16 protein-coding genes are annotated in these 15108 nt (G+C 61.6%); 7 read left to right on the forward strand and 9 right to left on the reverse strand.

Annotated features, from left to right (window positions below):
* Window positions 1-180: 180 nt before the first annotated feature.
* The 9 genes from AAEZ05_RS17055 to AAEZ05_RS17095 all read right to left on the reverse strand — a co-directional run bounded on the left by AAEZ05_RS17055 (window position 181) and on the right by AAEZ05_RS17095 (window position 7556).
* Window positions 181-681, reverse strand: coding sequence for a flavin reductase (locus AAEZ05_RS17055; protein ID WP_122838390.1), 501 nt, complete (start codon window positions 679-681; stop codon window positions 181-183).
* A 19-nt stretch (window positions 682-700) separates the two neighbouring features.
* Window positions 701-1660, reverse strand: coding sequence for a PDR/VanB family oxidoreductase (locus AAEZ05_RS17060; RefSeq protein WP_350648192.1), 960 nt, complete (start codon window positions 1658-1660; stop codon window positions 701-703).
* Window positions 1661-1737: 77 nt separating this feature from the next.
* Entirely contained in the window at window positions 1738-2478 is a 741-nt protein-coding gene (locus AAEZ05_RS17065; protein WP_350648194.1) for an SDR family NAD(P)-dependent oxidoreductase, read from the reverse strand.
* A 10-nt stretch (window positions 2479-2488) separates the two neighbouring features.
* A complete protein-coding gene (locus AAEZ05_RS17070; RefSeq protein WP_122838633.1) occupies window positions 2489-2965 on the reverse strand; it encodes an aromatic-ring-hydroxylating dioxygenase subunit beta in 477 nt (158 codons plus the stop codon).
* Between the two features lie 19 nt (window positions 2966-2984).
* A complete protein-coding gene (locus tag AAEZ05_RS17075; protein ID WP_350648196.1) occupies window positions 2985-4259 on the reverse strand; it encodes an aromatic ring-hydroxylating oxygenase subunit alpha in 1275 nt (424 codons plus the stop codon).
* A 30-nt stretch (window positions 4260-4289) separates the two neighbouring features.
* The gene (locus tag AAEZ05_RS17080) at window positions 4290-4844 is read right to left on the reverse strand and encodes a nuclear transport factor 2 family protein (RefSeq protein ID WP_350648198.1); all 555 of its coding nucleotides are present in this window, start codon (window positions 4842-4844) and stop codon (window positions 4290-4292) included.
* Window positions 4845-4858: 14 nt separating this feature from the next.
* Window positions 4859-5218: an IacB protein gene (locus AAEZ05_RS17085; RefSeq protein ID WP_084317862.1), complete on the reverse strand. Its 360-nt coding sequence runs from the start codon at window positions 5216-5218 to the stop codon at window positions 4859-4861.
* A gap of 26 nt (window positions 5219-5244) precedes the next feature.
* The gene (locus AAEZ05_RS17090; RefSeq protein WP_350648200.1) at window positions 5245-6417 is read right to left on the reverse strand and encodes an acyl-CoA dehydrogenase family protein; all 1173 of its coding nucleotides are present in this window, start codon (window positions 6415-6417) and stop codon (window positions 5245-5247) included.
* A 26-nt stretch (window positions 6418-6443) separates the two neighbouring features.
* Window positions 6444-7556, reverse strand: coding sequence for an amidase (locus tag AAEZ05_RS17095; protein ID WP_350648202.1), 1113 nt, complete (start codon window positions 7554-7556; stop codon window positions 6444-6446).
* Window positions 7557-7899: 343 nt separating this feature from the next.
* On the opposite strand from AAEZ05_RS17095, the gene AAEZ05_RS17100 reads away from it, so the two are divergent.
* The 7 genes from AAEZ05_RS17100 (at window position 7900) to AAEZ05_RS17130 (ending at window position 15101) form a co-directional block, all read left to right on the forward strand.
* Window positions 7900-8175, forward strand: coding sequence for a hypothetical protein (locus AAEZ05_RS17100; RefSeq protein ID WP_350648204.1), 276 nt, complete (start codon window positions 7900-7902; stop codon window positions 8173-8175).
* 101 nt (window positions 8176-8276) lie between these two features.
* Window positions 8277-9428, forward strand: a complete 1152-nt coding sequence (locus AAEZ05_RS17105) for an ABC transporter substrate-binding protein (RefSeq protein ID WP_350648206.1) — start codon at window positions 8277-8279, stop codon at window positions 9426-9428.
* Window positions 9429-9521: 93 nt separating this feature from the next.
* A complete protein-coding gene (locus AAEZ05_RS17110) occupies window positions 9522-10559 on the forward strand; it encodes a branched-chain amino acid ABC transporter permease (RefSeq protein ID WP_122838383.1) in 1038 nt (345 codons plus the stop codon).
* Window positions 10556-12358 carry a branched-chain amino acid ABC transporter ATP-binding protein/permease gene (locus AAEZ05_RS17115; protein WP_350648208.1) on the forward strand — a complete coding sequence of 601 codons (1803 nt, stop codon included), beginning with the start codon at window positions 10556-10558 and terminating at the stop codon, window positions 12356-12358. The genes AAEZ05_RS17110 and AAEZ05_RS17115 overlap by 4 nt, the downstream gene beginning before the upstream one ends.
* Window positions 12355-13149, forward strand: a complete 795-nt coding sequence (locus tag AAEZ05_RS17120; RefSeq protein ID WP_201146732.1) for an ABC transporter ATP-binding protein — start codon at window positions 12355-12357, stop codon at window positions 13147-13149. The genes AAEZ05_RS17115 and AAEZ05_RS17120 overlap by 4 nt, the downstream gene beginning before the upstream one ends.
* Before the next feature lie 177 nt (window positions 13150-13326).
* Window positions 13327-14313 carry a ketopantoate reductase family protein gene (locus tag AAEZ05_RS17125; RefSeq protein WP_350648210.1) on the forward strand — a complete coding sequence of 329 codons (987 nt, stop codon included), beginning with the start codon at window positions 13327-13329 and terminating at the stop codon, window positions 14311-14313.
* A gap of 23 nt (window positions 14314-14336) precedes the next feature.
* Window positions 14337-15101, forward strand: coding sequence for a class II aldolase/adducin family protein (locus AAEZ05_RS17130; RefSeq protein WP_350648212.1), 765 nt, complete (start codon window positions 14337-14339; stop codon window positions 15099-15101).
* Window positions 15102-15108: the final 7 nt, after the last annotated feature.

Raw genomic sequence — 15108 nt, forward strand, 5'->3', positions numbered from 1 at the left:
GGCTAGTGGAAGCAGATCAATTCAGCAAAGTGCAACTTTGGCAGTCAATCCGCAGTATTGTTTTTATAACCACTTACTGCAAAAAAGTCGTAGCACAGTCATCCGCCGAAATAGCGCCAACCGCTTATAATTATTTTCAACACTCAACGAAACTGGAAAATTTATCGAGATTCAAATGACTCAACAGTTAGCCTTGGAGGCATCTCCCAAGCGGTGGTAGGCACGATTGAAATACACCAGGCCCTCCTGGCTTTCACCGTTGCGGATACCCAGCACCTCACAATAAAAAATGGTGTGCGACCCGACTTCATGGGCCTGGGCGATCCGGCAGTCGAAACTCACCAGTGCCTCATCAAGCAGCGGCGCACCGCTTTCCAGAGTGCTCCAGGAGGCGCAGGCAAATCGCTGGTCGGTGTCGAGGTGGCGATTGGAAAACGCCCCCGATACTTCCTGGTGACCCGCGGTCAGCACGTTCACACTGAGCACACCGTTGCTCTTGAAATGCACGTTGGAAAACGACGAGCGATTCATGCACACCAGCAACGTCGGTGGCTGATCGGTGACGCTGCACACGGCCGAAGCGGTGAAGCCGAAACGACCTGCAGGACCATCGGTGGTGATGACCGAAACCGCGCCACCAAGCATTGCCATTGAGTTACGAAATCCAGTTGTATCGACCATGGTCTTACCCTCCGGTCTATCAGATATCCAGTACCAGCTTCTTGGATTTGGCCCGGGAACAGCACACCAGAATCTGGTCATTGGCGGACTTTTCGTCATCCGTGAGGTAGACGTCGCGGTGATCCGGTTCGCCTTCGATGACGTCGCACAAACAGGTGCCGCAAACGCCTTGTTCACAGGACACTTCAATCTTGATGCCCACGGCGGTCAGGGCATCGACAATGCTCTGGCCTTCGGCGACCTGGACCGTCTTGCCGCTGCGCTGCGCCACCACCTCAAAACCGGCACCGGAGGCATCGACTTCCACCTGGAAGTACTCGCGGTGCACGTGATCGTCGGCGTAACCCGCTTCAAGGGCCTGGGCGATGACCCAGTCCATGAACCCGGCCGGGCCGCACACATACACATGGACACCGGCTTGCGGGGTGCCCAGCACGCGGGCCAGGTCCAGCTTCTGCTCGGCGGCTTCGTCGTCGAAATGCGTGTGCAGACGGGCGGCGAACGTGGCGTTGCCCAGCTCTTCGAGAAACGCGCTGCGGCTGCGGGAGCGGCCGCAGTAGTGCAGCTCGAAATCACTGTCACGGGCATTCAACGCGTAGGCCATAGCGACCATCGGAGTAATGCCGATACCCCCGCCAATCAGGATCGAGCGTTTGGCATCGCTAGCCAGCGGGAAGTGATTGCGCGGCAAGCTGATCTCGATCTCGCGACCTTCCTGCAGCAACTCATGCACGGCCACTGAACCGCCACGAGAGGCCGGGTCCTTGAGCACGCCCAGGCGATAGGCGCCGGCATTGGCCGGGTCGCCACACAGCGAATACTGGCGAACCAGGCCGGTCTTGAGGTGGATATCGACATGCGCGCCCGCCTCGAAGGCGGGTAAAGGCTGGCCGGCCGGATCACTCAGGTCCAGTACCACCACACCTTCGCCCTGCTCTTCGCGCTTGCGCACGACGACTTTCAACAATTGATCGCTCATACAGGACCATCCGAATTTGTTGTCAGGGGGACGCTTGTGCGCGGCCCCGCCAATGATTCAACACATGCAGCGGTGTCTCAGCGCATGAAGATCCCGCCGTTCACGTCCCAGGTGGCCCCGGTGGTGAAGCAGGCGTCTGCGCTGGCCAGTTGCACGATCAGCTTGCCGAGAAACGCGGCGTTGCCCAACTGCCGGACCGGGATCGCCTCGATCAGTTTTTCCAGGCGCTCGGGTGGCACGGCGGCACGCACCGCAGGCGACTCGATGGGCCCCGGAGCCACGGCGTTGACCGTGACCCCGGACGCTGCCAGTTCCTTGGCGAAAATTTTCGTCAGGGTAATGATTGCGCCCTTGGACGCGGCGTAATGGGCTCCCGTTGCCGTACCGCCGTTCTGCCCGGCCAGGGAGGCCATGTTGATGATTCGCCCGTAACCCTGTGCCGCCAGATAACTGCCGAACACTTGGCAACCGACGAAGGTGCCGCGCAGATTGACGCTCACGACATGGTCGAATTCTTCCGGGCTGATCTGCATCACCGGGGTGGTCATGGTGACCGCGGCGTTGTTCACCGCCACGTGCAATACACCCCAATGTGCAATCACTGCCGCCAGCGCTTGCTCGAAATCAGCCTTGCTCGATACATCGAGCTTGAGCGCCAGGACCCGCTCGCCCGAAGCGTCCATCTCCGTGGCGGTGGCCTGTGCCGACTCCAGCGAACGGTCGCTGATCACCACCCGGTAACCAGCGGCCAGCAGCTGTTCGGCGATGCTCTTGCCCAGGCCCTGGGCCGCGCCGGTGACCAATGCAACCTGTGTCATGGCAACGTCCTCAAAGGATGTAGCCGATACCGGCGAGGGTATCGGTGGAGTTGATCAGCTGGATCAGCTTGCGCTGGATCTTGAAACTGTCGCCGTTGCGCACCAGTTGAAACGTGACATCGGCGGTGTACTGCTTGAGCACGTCCTTGCGAAATTCGCGCAGGTTCTGCGCACAGCGTACGGTGACTACCCCGTCCTCATCCGATAGCACCCGAAAACGCGACTGACTGCGCACGGTGCGCGCCCGCGGGGTGGTCGAAATCGACTCGCCGCTGGTCAGCCGGGTCACGCGCAACTGACGCATGTGGTGATCGTCGTAGGCGTAGTTCAGGGTGTTCTCGAAGTCGGTCTCCAGCGGATCGATCGGGATAATGTAGGTGGCGGTCTCGGTCCAAAGGTCGAGCCATTCGACGAAGTCGCCGTGGTCGAGCATGTCCGCTTCCTGCCAGATGAAAGCGCTGACCTGATTGAGCAATTGCAGATTGATCATGGTGTTCTCCGTCGACTCAGGCCGACATCATCTTTTTCCACTGCTGGTAGCCAGCGCGCATGCCGGTCTCGGCGCTCACATCGCTTACCAGCCCGTCTTCGGATTGGGTTTCGCCCGGCAAGCCGCGGTTGAGCATGATCCACAGGTCGGTGCCGGCACTGGCGCCACGCTGTACGCGTTCCCAGGCTTCGGAATCGTCCGGGGTACCAAAGCCCATCGGGCCCTGGAAGTGCTCATGCAAACGCAGGCGATAACGGTTAGCCACGGCTGGGCCGCCATCCATGGTGATCACGGCGTGATGGATTTCGGTCTCGTCCACCGCGATCGGCTGCAACACCCGGAAGAACGCCATGGAGCAGGCGATGTTGGGGAACAGGTTGAGGTTGAAGCCCGACCCGCCCACCGCCCGCACGATGCGACGCACCGATGCTTCGTCCTGGCCTTCGTCGCGCAACTGCGCGGCCAGGTCTTCAAAACGCTCAGGGATCGGCAGGTCGAGGTTGGCTTCCAGGTCGACCAGGTCGGGAATCATCACCATCACGCTGTGGCCGTTACCCAGGTCTTCGACGTAGCCCGGGCCTTTGACAAAGTCGAACAGCTCCAGGGTCTGCTCATCCACCGACGACAGGAACGACTTGTGCACCAGCGGGAAGTGGTAGGCATCGGTGGTGTTTTCCAGCTGGATCTTCCAGTTGCCGGGGAAGCGGAAGCGATGCTCGCCACCCACCTTGACCGGGTAGCCGGCGCCCTGCTTCATGAACAGGTCGATCCATTTTTTCGCCGGGCCGAGGAAGTCGACCAGGGGCTCGATGTCATCCTTGAAGGTGGCGAAGATCATGCCGTTGTATTGCTCGACCCGCAGGCTGACCAACGGCAGTTCGGCCTTGTCCAGGCAGTCGCCGTAGCTTTCCGGATGCGGTACGCCGCGCAGGCTGCCATCCAGGGCGTAGCTCCAGCCGTGGTAAGGGCAAACGAAGCTGTTGGCCTTGCCCTTTTTGTGTTCGCATACCGTGGCGCCACGGTGGCGGCAGCGGTTGAGCAACACATGCACGTCTTTTTTGCGATCACGCACGACGATTACCGGCTGCTTGCCGATGTAGGTGCTCTTGTAGCTGCCGGACTCGGGAATCTCACTGGCGTGAGCGACCCAGATCCAGGTGCTGTAGAAAATCTTGTCCAGCTCTTGATCGAAGATCTTGCCGTCGGTGTACAGCGAGGTGTGCACGCGATCAGGCAAGACCAGGTCGGACGGGCTGGCGTCCAGGTTCACGGCGGTTATCAGGTTATTCACGATCACTCCTCGTCGGCTGGCTCGCCGACTCTAAGAATTCCGGGTAGTGCTGGAGAACTGGCCGGGCTTGCCGGGTACAGGCAGGTGCTCGGCACTGTTCCAGCTGTCCACCGGGCGGCTGAACAGGTTCTCGGTCTGGAAGTGCGCCATGCGCCACTGCCCTTGTTCCCGGGCGAACCTGACTGTCAGGCGGGCACTGTTGAGGTGCGAGGCACCCGAGGCAAAGGTCGAGGTCTGCAACATCACCCAGCTGGCATCGGCGTCATCACCGCGAACCCGGATCAGTTCCGAAGTCAGGAAGTGCACGTTCAGCGCAAAGTGCGCCGGCTCGACCATGTAGGTGGCGAACATGGCCTTGATGGCCTCACGTCCGCGGTAACCGCCGAAGCTGTTCTGGTACCGGGCACCCTTGCCTTCCCAGATCGCCTCGGCGGTGAACAGGCCGGCCAGCTCGTCGAGCGGCGAGTGCACGCCCAGCTCATCGCACAGAACCATGTAGCGGTTCATGCAGGCACGGATCGCGTTCTCGCTTTCCAGCTGGTCGAGCCGCTGCTCGAGGGTGGGCAAATGCGCGTGTGATGACATGGCGACCTCTCGACTCAGCGCTGGATGATCAGTTCGCGACCGGTACGGGCCTCGACCTTGCAGTACTTCCAGAGTTTGTACGGGCCGTTGCCGACGTCGGTGGTGCGAAACAGGTTGCACGCGGCGTGGACGGTTTCGATGTCAGGGACATCGGCCAGCAGGTACGTGGTCCAGGGCCAGCCGGCCGATGGCCCGACCATGCTCTGATCGTCGTCCATGTTGCCCAGCACAGTGACGCCCGGCAGGTCGGCGATGCCGTTCCACATGGCGCCGAACGCGGCCCAGACTTCGAGAGCCTCGGGACGCGGGGCATCGAAGAAGTTCTGGTTGATGCCGATGCAGAACAACACTCGCAGGGCTTTTTTATCGGTCATGGGGTTCACCATTCAGTAGGAAAAAATTACAGGTAGCCAGGCAACGGCTTGTTGCCGAAGAAGATCGCGCCGGCGTTCTGGTAGGTCATATCGCCCATGAAGGCGTGCTGGGTAATGACTTGGGTATCGTTGACGAAGCGCGACAGCGGACTGGTGCGGTACACGCCGCTCATGCCCGAGAGCATCTGCGCGGTGCGTGCGACTTCGGCGGCAATACGCGTGGCGTGGGTCGATGACAGGCGCAGCATGTTGGTCTGCTCGACACTCACCGGGTCGCCGGCCAGGACGCTGGCCCAGGCATCGTCGATGGCCTGGTAGAACCACGAACGTGCGGCGCGCAGCGACGCTTCAGCCTTGGCCATCTCGACCTGGGCCAGTGGCCGGTCAGACAACGACGGCGCACCGGTCACGGAGATCCGCCCGCTGGCCATGCCGCTCAACTCGTCGAGTGCGGCCCGCGCAACGCCCAGGCCAACCACCGACAGCACCTGGGTGGCAAAAGACAGCGACGGATAACGGAAGAACGGCTCATCCAGATTCGATGGGCCGCCGCGCACGAAGGTCCACTCCTCAGGTACCACTACACCTTCGACGACCACGTCATGGCTGCCGGTGCCTACCAGGCCAACCACGTTCCAGGTTTCCTCGATTCGCACTTTTTCCCGGGGCATGACCGCCAGGCGTGGCAGGCCGAGCATGTCGCCGTTTTTCGGGCTGATGCCCACGCCGATCAGTGAAGCACCCATGCAGCCGCTGGAAAATTTCCAGCGCCCGTTGACCTCCAGGCCACCTTCGACAAAGGACGCGGGCTGTGGTGGGAAGATCCCGCCGGCGAACACCACGTCAGGTGAGTCGGCATAGATTTTCTTGATGGTTTCCAGCGGCAATGCCGACAGGTAGACGGGGCTCATGCCGAAGCTGGCCACCCAACCCGCCGACCCGTCGGCAATGGAGATGTCCTCGACCATCTGGCAAAACTCGGCCGGCGAATGTTCGTCGCCGCCAAAGCGCTTGGGCACCAGGGCGCGATACACGCCGAGGGTCCGGAACTGCTCGATCACATCCTGCGAGATGAACTTCTGTTGGTCGAACTCTTCGCTCCGGGCCCGCTCGCGAATCTCGACCAGCAGCTTCTGAAACGCTTCATTCGCCGTGATCGGCGCGCGGCGCTGTTGATCCAGCTCGCTTGGCGCAGTCATGGTTTTCTCCATAGTCAGCATGTCGATTACTCTTCCAGGCGCCGGACCAGCTCGCGGCCGACTGCACAGAGCAGTTCGTCCGCGCCATGGGCGGCAATCAGTTGAAGGCCTACCGGAAGTCCCGAAGCGCTTTCCAGGGGAATGCTCAGAGCCGGGTGACCGGAAAGGTTGAAAGCGCGCACCAGGGAGGTCATCCCCAGGGCCGCACGAGTGTCGGCCGCGTCGGCGACCAGCAAGGGAAAATCGGGCATGGTCGGCAGCGCCAGGATCGGCGTGATGGCCAGGGCGGCGTCCACCTCGGCGGTGAACGCACGTCGCACGAGTTCAGCTTCGGTAACTGACTCGGCAGAGGTGAGGCTGGCGGCGCGCAGGCGGTCAGCAACGTCCTGGCCAACCCGACCGGTTTCCAGCAGATGGCCGCACGCAGCCCAGGTTTCGGCGTTGATCACCGCCATACCGGCGCCGTAAGCCGCCGACATGCCAGGTAATGATTGTTCGGTCAGCGTGAACCGCGAACGCTCCAGCGCCTGGCTCACCACCGCCTGAACCTGCTCGTCGGCGGGCACTGCGACCACACCAATGCAGAGGTTTTCCGGGACAGCGGCCACGTTGAAACTCGGATCAATAACGTGCATGGCAGCAATCAGGCTGTCCATGTCCCGCGCCAGCGGACCTACACAATCGAGGGTGCTGCGCGCTGGCATGACACCCTGGCGACTGACCCGGCCGAAGGTTGGCTTGAGGCCGAACACGCCACAGCACGCTGCAGGAATGCGCACCGAACCGCCGGTATCGGTGCCCAGCGCGAAGTCGCAAAGACCCGCTGCGACCGCTGCTGCTGAACCACTGGACGAGCCACCCGGGATGTAACCCGGATAACGCGGATTGGCCGCAGTCCCGGTCCAGGCGTTCAGGCCAGTGGTGCCGAAGGCCAGTTCGTGCAGGCTGGTTTTACCGGTGATCCGGCAGCCTGCATCCAGGACCGCCTGAACCACTTGGGCATGTTCGCGGGCGGCGGGTGCATCGGCCAGTGCCTGGCTGGAAGCGCGGGTCGAATAGCCGGCAATGTCGATGGTGTCTTTCACCATGACCGAAGGGCCGCTCCCACCTAAGGCTAAATCCTCGACAACAATCGACATGCTCTTTACCTGCTCGTTATGTGTCATCAGAACGGACGCCCTCGGCAAGAAGGCGCTGCAATCGCTTAAATCTAAAATCGTAATATTTACGTGAAATGTCAATTGAATTTTACCGAATAAAATAGTGTGTATTTTCGGTGCAAATTTTCTCGCCGCGCACCAGCTGCGTGCAATTTGGTAACACCTGCAAAAAATACAAAACCATCGCAAAAAATGCATTTAATCGTTATTAATCATTAATTTACGACGCATAAGCCGATCAGGAACGGGCAAATATGTCCAAAAATTTCGAGCAATGACCCAAGTCAAAAACCGACGCTCAAAAAAATAATTCGGTGAAAATATGGCCATGCAAAACACCTTAAAAACAGGTGTTTTTTTGATTTTTATCGGGGGATTTTTTCGGCTGATTCCAGGCTTCTTGATTCAGATCAAAGCCTTGTTCGGCATGGTGTGGTGGCAACTTGCCCTGCCCCGGGACAGCGCTTTTTCACCCTGTCAAAACACCCCTTCTGGACAGTCTCCAGGCGAACGCTGCGTAGCCCCCGGTAACACCCGTAAGCGACGCACCAGAAAATTTTCTGGCATGCAATCTGCTCTTTGGTCTGGCAGCAGTTAGAAAAAAAACAGGGCCGTACCTTGGGCCGCTCTTGCATCACATGGTGATCAGCGCGGTCGGCCATTAGCCTTTTGCAGCGTTGCAACTCCTCGGAGAAAGTCATGCTTTTCAGAAAAGTCGTGTCCACCTTATTGTTGAGTGCCGCTTGCGCCGCCGCCGCGCAGGCTGAAGTGAAAATTGGTGTCATCACCTCCTCCACCGGGCCGATCGCACTGGTCGGCCTGCCGCAGAAAAACACCGTGCCGTTGCTGCCGACCCAGGCGGGCGATCAGACGGTGAAGTACATCTCCCTGGATGACGCGAGCGACCCGACTGCCACAGTGAAAGCCCTGAAAAAGCTGATCGACGAGGAAAAGGTCGATGCGATCATCGGCCCAAGCGGCTCACCTAACGCCATGGGCGTAATCCAGTTCGTTGCCGAAGCGGGCGTGCCGTTGCTGGCACCGGTGGGCACCGCGGCCGTGGTGCTGCCCATGACCGAGCAGAAGAAGTGGGTGTTCAAGACCACGCAAAACGATGACCTGATCGCCAAGGCGCTGTTCGAACACATGGCCAGCAAAGGCGTTAAAACCCTTGGCTTCATCGGTACCGGCGACCCGTATGGCGAGAACTGGGCCAAGGTCATGGCCGGCCTGGCAGCGCAGCAGAACATCAAGGTCGTGGCCAGTGAGCGCTTCCAGCGCCAGGACACCTCGGTGACCGGCCAGAGCCTGAAAATCCTCGCCTCCCGTCCCGATGCGGTACTGGTCGCGGCGCCCGGCAGCTCGGCAGTGATGCCCCAGACCACGCTGTTCGACCAGGGCTATCGCGGCCAGGTCTACCAGACCCACGGCGCCGCACTGCCGGACTTCCTCAAGCTCGGCGGCAAGAAGGTCGAGGGTACCGTCCTGGCCGCCAGCCTGATGCTGGTCCTGGATGAGATCCCGGACAGCCACCCTTCGAAGAAAATCGCCAGCGACTACACCGCCGCCTACGAAAAGCTCAACGGCAGCAAACCGGCGACCTTCGGCGGTAACACCTTCGACGCCGGCCTGCTATTGCAGAAGGCAATCCCGATTGCCGCCGCCAAAGCAGCACCGGGCACCGCCGAGTTCCGTGCAGCCCTGCGTGATGCACTTGAGCAAAGCCACGAACTGGCGGGCACCCAAGGCGTTTACAACATGACAGCGCAAGACCACAGCGGCTTCGACGAGCGCGGGCGCGAACTGATCGTGGTGAAGAACGGCAACTGGATGTTGTTGAAAGACAACTGACCCCGGGCGCACAGCCCGCTGCCTGATTGCCGGCGAGCCGACCTGCGCCGGCAGTCGGGCCTGATATCCAATCTGTAGAAAAGAGCTCTCATTATGAATTTCCAGATAGCCATGCTGCTGGGCCAGGACGGCATGACCAATGGTGCGATCTACGCGCTGCTGGCCCTGTCGATCCTCCTGGTGTTCACCGTGACGCGGATCCTGTTGATCCCCCAGGGTGAATTCGTGACCTATGGCGCCTTGACCATGGCCACTTTGCAAAGCGGTCACCCGACTGCACTGGTCTGGCTGCTGCTCGGTCTGACGCTGATTGATTGCGCACTCGACGTGTGGGGCGCAGCGCGTTCCAGTCAGGCGTTCCGGTTTCCCACGCGAATTGTGTTCAAGCTCGGTTACGCAGGGCTGCTGGCGGTGCTGATCAACACCCTGCCCCTGGCCGAACTGCCGATGGCGGTCCAGGCGTTGTTGACCCTGGCACTGGTGGTGCCGTTGGGGCCGCAGATCTATCGCCTGGTGTTCCAGCCGATCGCCTCGGCCAGCTCCCTGGTGCTGTTGATCGTGTCGATCGCGGTGCACGTGAGCATGGTCGGCATCGCGTTGTTGCTGTTCGGTCCTGAAGGTGCGCGCACCCAGCCATTCTCCGAGGCCGGTCTGGAACTGGGCCCCGTGACCTTCAATAGCCAGACGCTGTGGGTGCTGGCGGTGTCCCTGGGCCTGATCGTCGGGCTGTATCTGTTCTTCGAGCGCACGCTGTACGGCAAGGCCTTGCGCGCCACTGCGGTCAATCGCATGGGTGCGCGCCTGATGGGCATTTCACCGACCCTGGCCGGCAAGTCGACCTTCCTTCTCGCTGCCCTGATCGGCACCCTTTCGGGGATCCTGATCGCACCGATCACCACGCTGTATTTCGACTCCGGTTTTGTCATCAGCCTCAAGGGCTTTGTCGGCGCGATCATCGGCGGGCTGGTCAGCTATCCGGTCGCAGCGCTGGGCGCCCTGGCGGTGGGTTTGATCGAAGCGTTCTCGATGTTCTGGGCCAGTACCTATAAAGAAATCATCGTGTTCACGCTGATCATTCCGTTCCTGCTTTGGCGTTCGTTCACCAGCCGTCATGTGGAGGAAGAAGAATGAATCCGCGCTATCTATTACTTGCCCTGTTGCTGGTGGTGGGTGTCGCGCCGCTGCTGCTGCCGCCCTACTACGTCACCCTGCTCAATTACATCGGCATGTATGCCCTGGTGGTGCTGGGGCTGGTGCTGCTCACCGGGGTGGGCGGCATGACCAGCTTCGGCCAGGCGGCGTTCGTTGGCCTGGGCGCGTACACATCCGCTTACCTGACCACTACCGAGCAGTTGCCGGCCTGGCTGGCCTGGGCCGGTTCCTCACCCTGGCTGACGTTATTGGTGGGCGTGGCACTCACCGCCTCGGTGGCGTTGATTCTCGGCGCGCTGACGCTCAAGTTGTCCGGGCACTACTTGCCGCTGGGGACGATTGCCTGGGGCTTGTCGCTGTATTACCTGTTCGGCACGCTGGAGTCATTGGGCGGGCATACGGGTGTCGGCGGCCTGCCCTCAATTTCGTTGTTCGGCCTGACGCTGGATAAAGGCGAAAACATTTTCTACCTGATCTGGGCGCTGCTGCTGGTGGCCATCGTCATCACGCAAAACCTCCTCAATTCCCGCGAAGGCCGGGCCATTCGTGCGCTCAAGGGCGGCCAGGTCATGGCCGAGTCGATGGGCGTGAACACCTTCCGTTCGAAGATGGTGATATTTGTCATTTCTGCAGTGTTTGCGGCGATATCCGGCTGGCTGTACGCGCACACCCAACGCTTCGTCAACCCGACGCCCTTCGGCCTGAACATGGGTATCGATTATCTGTTTATGGCGCTGATCGGCGGCGTCGGCAGCGTCTGGGGCGCCTTGCTCGGCGCAGGCATCCTGACGATGCTCAAGCAATGGCTGCAGGACTGGTTGCCTCACCTGCTGGGTAACACCGGCAACTACGAAATCATCGTGTTCGGCATCCTGATCGTGGTGCTGATGCAGCGCGCGCCCGGCGGCCTGTGGCCATTGCTGACGCGCCTGGTACCGGCCCGCTGGCAGGTCCGCGCCAAGGCACAGAAAGTCGATGCAAACGCCGCGCCCCTGCCTCGCCGCCAACTGCCCAGGCATGGCGAACTGATCCTCGAGGCCCGGCATGTAACCAAGCGCTTCGGCGGGCTGGTGGCCAACAATGACATGAGCCTGGAGATCCGCTCTGGGGAAATCCTCGCCCTGATCGGCCCCAACGGTGCCGGCAAGAGCACGATGTTCAACCAGCTCTCCGGGGTCGATACACCCACCAGCGGCGACGTGTTGTTCATGGGCCAGAAGATCAACGGCCTGAGCTCGCGGCAAGTCGCCCGCCTGGGCATGAGCCGCACCTTCCAGCACGTGAAACTGCTGGGCAACATGAGTGTGCTGGAAAACGTCGCCATTGGCGCGCATCTGCGTGGCACCCAAGGGGTGCTGTCGGCGGCCCTGCACCTAGATCGTCGCGAGGAGGCCGAACTGCTTGGCGAGGCCCGGCGCCAGCTGGAGCGCGTCGGCCTGGGTGACTACCTGGATGCCGAGGCCGGGAGCCTGTCCCTCGGCCAGCAACGCATCCTCGAGATCGCCCGCGCCCTGTGCGCCGACCCGTGCCTGCTGCTGCTCGATGAGCCCGCCGCCGGCCTGCGCCACAAGGAAAAAGAAGCCCTGGGCATCCTGCTCAGTCGCCTGCGCAGCGAAGGCATGGCGATTCTGCTGGTCGAGCACGACATGGACTTCGTGATGGGCCTGGTGGATCGCGTGGTGGTCATGGAGTTCGGCCAGCGGATCGCCCAAGGCCTGCCCGAAGACGTACAGAAGGATCCGGCGGTGCTGGAAGCCTACCTGGGAGGAGTTGAATGATGAACATGCAAGTGGAACCGCAGCTCGCACCGCTTAACCGGGTCGACGACGCCGTGCTCGAAATCAGGGACCTGAGCGTGGCCTACGGCAAAGTCGAAGCACTGAGCAACGCCAGCCTGACGGTGGGCAAGGGTCAGATCGTGACAGTGATCGGCCCCAACGGCGCCGGCAAGACCACCCTGCTGTCGGCGATCATGGGCGTGCTCGGCTCCCGGGGCCAGGTGCATTTCGACGGCAGCCTGGAAACTTTGCCGGAAGTGGAAGTGATGGTCTCCCGGGGCCTGGGCCTGGTACCGGAAAAACGCGAGCTGTTCACCAGCATGAGCGTGGCCGACAACTTGCTGCTGGGCGCCTTCCAGCGGCATCGCCGGGGTGACCGGCGCTATAGCGAGACCCTGGCCGAAGTGTATGAGCTGTTCCCGCGCCTGTGGGAACGCCGCGAACAACTGGCCGCGACCTTGTCTGGCGGTGAGCGGCAGATGCTTGCCGTGGGCCGCGCGCTGATGGCCAAGCCCAAGCTGTTGATGCTCGATGAGCCGAGCCTGGGCCTGGCGCCACTGATCACCCGGGAGATCTTCCGCATCATCACCTCCCTGCGCGAGCACGGGGTGTCGATCCTGCTGGTAGAGCAGAACGCCCGGGCAGCGTTGCGGGTGGCTGACTACGCCTATGTCCTGGAGACAGGGCAGATTGCGATGCAGGGCCCGGCCCGACAACTGGCGGATGATCCACGAGTGATCGATGCGTATCTGGGGCTGGCGAGCAAGCATCAGGAAATGCTTGCGACCTGAAATTTTGCTACGGCACTTCCCCCTGTTGGAGCCCGCTTGCCGGCGATGGGGCCCTTTAGCACTGCGTCGACCTGGCGGGCGCATCGCCGGCAAGCCGGCTCCCACAGGGGATCGCGGTGGGCCCGAAGGGATAATTATCGCCTGAGTAGGCGCCTTGTTGAATAATGTGGAGTTACGATGAACCCTTCCCTCCTGCGTATCGGCATTGCCGGTGCCGGTGCCATCGGCTGCACCCTGGCCGCACGGCTGGCTGCCGGCGGCCATCAGGTCAATGTCCTGGCCCGTGGTGACACACTGGCCGCGATCCGCCGAGACGGCATTCGCCTGACCGACCTGGACGGCCAGCACCATGTGCGGGTCGAGGCCAGTGACAACGCCACCAGCCTTGGCGAACAAGACCTGATTTTTCTCTGCACCAAGGCCCAGGGCCTGGCCAGTTTGCTGCCGCAGCTGCAACCGATGATCGGTGCCGACACGGTGGTGATCCCGGTGGTCAACGGCGTGCCCTGGTGGTACTTCCACGGCGAAGGCGGACGCTACGACGGGCGCCGGGTCGATGCGGTCGACCCACAGTCGATTCTCAGCCAGGCCCTCGACCTGCGGCACGTGATCGGCTGCGTGGTGTTCATCACCGCGCACTGCCCTGCTATCGCCGTGGCAGAGTCCCGGACCCCGCACCTGATGATTTTCGGCGAACCCGACAACCGTCTCAGCCCGCGGCTGGAGCAGGTGCGCGGGCTGATCGAAAGTGTTGGAATAGAAGCCCGGGCCACGGATCGCATTCGCGATAACCTGTGGACCAAGATCATCGCCAACATCACCTCCAACCCGCTCTCCGTCATCACTGGCGCCACCCTCGAGCAGCTTTACAGCCTGCCGGAACTGCGCGAGGTGGTCAGCAGCTGCCTGCACGAAACCCTCCTGACGGCCGCCGCCCACGGCGCACGCGTGAGCATCGACCCGCAGACGTTCCTCGAACTCGGTGCCGGCATGGGCGCGGTGCGCACCTCAATGCTGCAGGACTATGACAAAGGCCGCCCCCTGGAGCTGGCCGCCATCGGTGATGCGGTACTGGAACTGGCCGATTGCATGGCGATCCCGATGCCCGTCACCCGCCACCTTATCGCCCTCGCCCGCTTTCGCGGTGAGCAGGCTCGTCATTGACCCACCCAGAAAAGGAATCCGTCATGAATCAGACCGCATTGGCACAACCCCCGCAGTACAGCGAAGAAGAATGGGCCCTGCGCGTGCAACTTGCGCACTGCTACCACCTGGTGGATTTCTTTGGCTGGACCGAGACCATCTTCAACCATATTTCCGCTCGCCTTCCCGGCCCGGCGCACCATTACCTGGTCAACCCGTTCGGGCTCAACTACACCGAAGTGACACCGGCCAACCTGCTCAAGGTCGACTTGCACGGCAAGAAACTCGAAGACTCGCCCTACGACGGCAACCCGGCCGGTTTCGCCCTGCACAGCGCGGTGCACGGAGCGCGCGCGGACATTCAGTGCCTGATCCACACGCACACCACGCCGATTTCCGCCATCGTCATGAAGAAGGCCGGCTTTGCCCATAACGACTTCTACGGTGCCCAGCTCTACGGCCGCATCGGCTACCACACCTTCGAAGGCATCACCCTGTTCGATGACGAAAAAGCCCGGATGATCGACAGCCTCGGCGACAAGCACATCCTGGTGCTGCGCAACCATGGCATTGCCGTCGGCGAAAGCAGCATCGCCAAGGCTTTCTTCCTGTTGTGGACAGTGCAGCGCGCCGCCGAGATCCAGTGCCAGGCCGGCGCTTTGGGCGGGGAAGACAATCCGCTGCCCGAAGAGATCAGCCACAAGTGCGCCGATCTCACCGCCATGCTCATTCGCGACAGCGGCTTCGCCGTGAAATTCTTCGACGCCATGGTGCGCAAAATGCGCGCCGAACGCGGCCAGTGCTGGTAATCGCAGG

It is taken from the genome of Pseudomonas sp. HY13-MNA-CIBAN-0226 (genome assembly GCF_040310305.1).
GTDB lineage: Bacteria > Pseudomonadota > Gammaproteobacteria > Pseudomonadales > Pseudomonadaceae > Aquipseudomonas > Aquipseudomonas gregormendelii.

What these genes read in the sequence shown, in the direction of transcription:
- AAEZ05_RS17120 (WP_201146732.1), top strand. Translation starts at nt 12,355, where the DNA reads ATGATGAACATGCAAGTGGAACCGCAGCTCGCACCGCTTAACCGGGTC.
- AAEZ05_RS17055 (WP_122838390.1), bottom strand. Translation starts at nt 681, where the DNA reads ATGGTCGATACAACTGGATTTCGTAACTCAATGGCAATGCTTGGTGGC.
- AAEZ05_RS17080 (WP_350648198.1), bottom strand. Translation starts at nt 4,844, where the DNA reads ATGTCATCACACGCGCATTTGCCCACCCTCGAGCAGCGGCTCGACCAG.
- AAEZ05_RS17125 (WP_350648210.1), top strand. Translation starts at nt 13,327, where the DNA reads ATGAACCCTTCCCTCCTGCGTATCGGCATTGCCGGTGCCGGTGCCATC.
- AAEZ05_RS17085 (WP_084317862.1), bottom strand. Translation starts at nt 5,218, where the DNA reads ATGACCGATAAAAAAGCCCTGCGAGTGTTGTTCTGCATCGGCATCAAC.
- AAEZ05_RS17115 (WP_350648208.1), top strand. Translation starts at nt 10,556, where the DNA reads ATGAATCCGCGCTATCTATTACTTGCCCTGTTGCTGGTGGTGGGTGTC.
- AAEZ05_RS17130 (WP_350648212.1), top strand. Translation starts at nt 14,337, where the DNA reads ATGAATCAGACCGCATTGGCACAACCCCCGCAGTACAGCGAAGAAGAA.
- AAEZ05_RS17065 (WP_350648194.1), bottom strand. Translation starts at nt 2,478, where the DNA reads ATGACACAGGTTGCATTGGTCACCGGCGCGGCCCAGGGCCTGGGCAAG.
- AAEZ05_RS17110 (WP_122838383.1), top strand. Translation starts at nt 9,522, where the DNA reads ATGAATTTCCAGATAGCCATGCTGCTGGGCCAGGACGGCATGACCAAT.
- AAEZ05_RS17090 (WP_350648200.1), bottom strand. Translation starts at nt 6,417, where the DNA reads ATGACTGCGCCAAGCGAGCTGGATCAACAGCGCCGCGCGCCGATCACG.
- AAEZ05_RS17100 (WP_350648204.1), top strand. Translation starts at nt 7,900, where the DNA reads ATGGCCATGCAAAACACCTTAAAAACAGGTGTTTTTTTGATTTTTATC.
- AAEZ05_RS17095 (WP_350648202.1), bottom strand. Translation starts at nt 7,556, where the DNA reads ATGTCGATTGTTGTCGAGGATTTAGCCTTAGGTGGGAGCGGCCCTTCG.
- AAEZ05_RS17060 (WP_350648192.1), bottom strand. Translation starts at nt 1,660, where the DNA reads ATGAGCGATCAATTGTTGAAAGTCGTCGTGCGCAAGCGCGAAGAGCAG.
- AAEZ05_RS17105 (WP_350648206.1), top strand. Translation starts at nt 8,277, where the DNA reads ATGCTTTTCAGAAAAGTCGTGTCCACCTTATTGTTGAGTGCCGCTTGC.